Source organism: Micromonospora tarensis (assembly GCF_016803395.1).
Taxonomy (GTDB): domain Bacteria; phylum Actinomycetota; class Actinomycetes; order Mycobacteriales; family Micromonosporaceae; genus Micromonospora; species Micromonospora tarensis.
In genome coordinates this window covers 1-2,499 of the sequence record NZ_JAEVHL010000440.1, presented here as the reverse complement: position 1 = coordinate 2,499, position 2,499 = coordinate 1, and the positions used below count along the sequence as shown (strand labels likewise).

Genomic DNA, 2,499 nt, shown 5'->3' with positions numbered 1-2,499 from the left:
GCTGGCCACCAACGTCGAGTTCTGGTCGGCCGTGGTGCTGGACTTCGCCGAGGTGCCGGCGCACATGTTCACCTCGATGTTCACCTGCGCGCGGATGGGTGGCTGGAGCGCGCACATCCTGGAGCAGAAGCGCCTCCAGCGGCTGGTCCGCCCCTCCGCCCGCTACATCGGCCCGGAGACCCGCAAGCCGTCCGACGTCGAGGGCTGGGCGGCGATCCCGCACGGCGTCTGAGCGACGACGAAGGCCCCTTCCCGACGCCGGGCGTCGGGGAGGGGCCTTTGCTGTGCGCGGGCCGGCGGATGCCGCCGACATGTGGTGAAGGCCTCAGCGCCGCCCTCGGGGGCGAGGCTTTCACCGATGGCTCCGAGTGCGAGGATGAGGGTCGGCAGTGTCGCCGGGCCCGCCCTCGCCCTTGCGGAAGGATCTTCAAGACCGTGGCTGACGCACCGATCATCCGGATTCCCGATGAGATCAAGCCCGCCGACGGACGCTTCGGCTGCGGCCCGTCCAAGGTTCGCCCCGCGGCGGTGTCCGCCCTCGCCGAGGTCGCGACCTCCTACCTCGGCACCTCGCACCGGCAGAAGACGGTCCGCGACCAGGTGGCCCGGCTGCGCTCCGGGATCGCCGAGTTCTTCTCGCTGCCCGAGGGCTACGAGGTCGTGATCGGCAACGGTGGCACCACAGCGTTCTGGGAGGTCGCCACCTTCGGGCTGATCCGCGACCGGGCCCAGTTCGCCAGCTTCGGCGAGTTCGGCGCCAAGTTCGCCAAGTCGGTCAAGGACGCCCCGTTCCTGGGCGAGCCGACCGTCCGCAAGGCGGACGCGGGCAGTGCGCCGGCCCTGGTCGCCGAGTCCGGCGTGGACGTTTACGCCACGCCGCAGAACGAGACCTCGACCGGCGTGGCCGTCCCGATCAACCGGGTGGCCGGGGCCGACGAGGGAGCGTTGCTGCTGGTCGACGCCACCTCCGGCGCGGGTGGCCTGGAGGTCAACGTCGGCGAGACCGACGTCTACTACTTCGCGCCGCAGAAGTGTTTCGGTTCCGACGGCGGCCTCTGGCTGGCCCTGATGTCGCCGGCCGCGCTGGACCGGGCCGCCGAGATCAAGGCGTCCGGGCGCTACATCCCCGCCTTCCTCGACCTGGTCACCGCGATCGACAACTCGCGGCTGGAGCAGACCTACAACACCCCGGCGCTGGCCACCATCTTCCTGGCCGCCGAGCAGACCGACTGGATGAACGCGCAGGGCGGCCTGGCCTGGGCGGCCAAGCGCACCGCCGAGAGCGCCGCCGCCGTGTACGGCTGGGCGGAGCGGTCCAGCGTGGCCACCCCGTTCGTCACCGACCCGGCGCTGCGCTCCAACGTGGTCGCCACCATCGACTTCGTTGACGGGGTGGACGCCACGGCGATCGCCAAGGCGCTGCGCGCCAACGGCATCGTGGACACCGAGCCCTACCGCAAGCTCGGTCGCAACCAGTTGCGGATGGCGCTGTTCCCGGCCGTCGAGCCGGCCGATGTCGAGGCGCTCACCGCGTCCATCGACTACGTGGTCGAGCGACTCTGACGTTCGGTCACGGTCGGTGTCCGTTGGGGCCTCCACGGACACGACGTGATCATCGCCGCAGCTCAGTCACGACATGCGGGGTGTCGCTTCCCCCACCCCGAGGCAGATGCGCGTACGGTGGTCCGAGACGCCTGGGTGGCCGACTCGTGGCGTACGGCCAGCGAAGCGGGACGGAGGCAACGCTATGCGCCCAGTACGCTTCGTCGCCCTCTCCGAGGACGGCCAGGCGCTGGTGCTCGCCGACGAGGTTGGGCGACTCCTCGCCCTGCCGATCGACGAACGCATCGCCGGCGTGATGCACCCCGAACCGGGTGCCCCGCCGCTCGCGGTGGCACCGAGCACCGTCGACCCGACTCCCTCACTGTCCCCCCGGGACATCCAGGCCCGCATCCGCTCCGGTGAGTCCGCCGAGGACGTCGCCCGGATCGCCGGGGTGCCGGTCGACCGCGTGCTGCGCTACGCCGGCCCGGTGCTCCAGGAACGGGCGATGCTCGCCCAGCACGCCCGGCGCACCCGGCTCAAGGGCGCGGAGAAGCCCACCCCGCTCGCCGAGGTGGTCAACGGCCGACTGAGCCAGCACGGCATCGACACCGAGAAGATCTCCTGGGACGCGTACCGGCGCGACGACGGCACCTGGCGGATCATCGCCACGTGGCCGTCCGGCAAGGCCACCGCGCAGGCCATCTGGGACATGGACAAGGCCCGGCAGGTGGTCACGCCGCACGACGACATGGCGCAGTACCTGTGCGCCGAGCGGCCCACGCCGATCCTCGGCCAGGAGCCGGCGCCGGAGCGGGGCGGGCACGCCCTGCCTGGTCCGTCGCGTGGCGAGCCGAGCCGTGGTGGGCATGGGTTGCCGGCGGCGTCCGAGCACCCGCGCCCTGGCCGGGATCCGATCCGGGCCGGTCGGGCGCGCTGCGTCGCCTCACGTGGACC

3 protein-coding genes are annotated in these 2,499 nt (G+C 72.0%); all 3 read left to right on the top strand.

Translation table 11 applies throughout. The features are described 5' to 3' along the window. On the top strand, window positions 1–232 hold a 232-nt coding region (locus tag JM949_RS35240; protein WP_305070629.1), incomplete at its 5' end, for a citrate/2-methylcitrate synthase. A 203-nt stretch (window positions 233–435) separates the two neighbouring features. Then, window positions 436–1,563 (top strand): phosphoserine transaminase, encoded by a 1,128-nt coding sequence (gene serC, locus JM949_RS35235; RefSeq protein ID WP_203152378.1) that lies wholly within the window; start codon window positions 436–438, stop codon window positions 1,561–1,563. A gap of 184 nt (window positions 1,564–1,747) precedes the next feature. Beyond that, window positions 1,748–2,499, top strand: a 752-nt coding sequence (gene sepH / locus JM949_RS35230; protein ID WP_203152377.1) for a septation protein SepH, incomplete at its 3' end; no start/stop codon positions are given.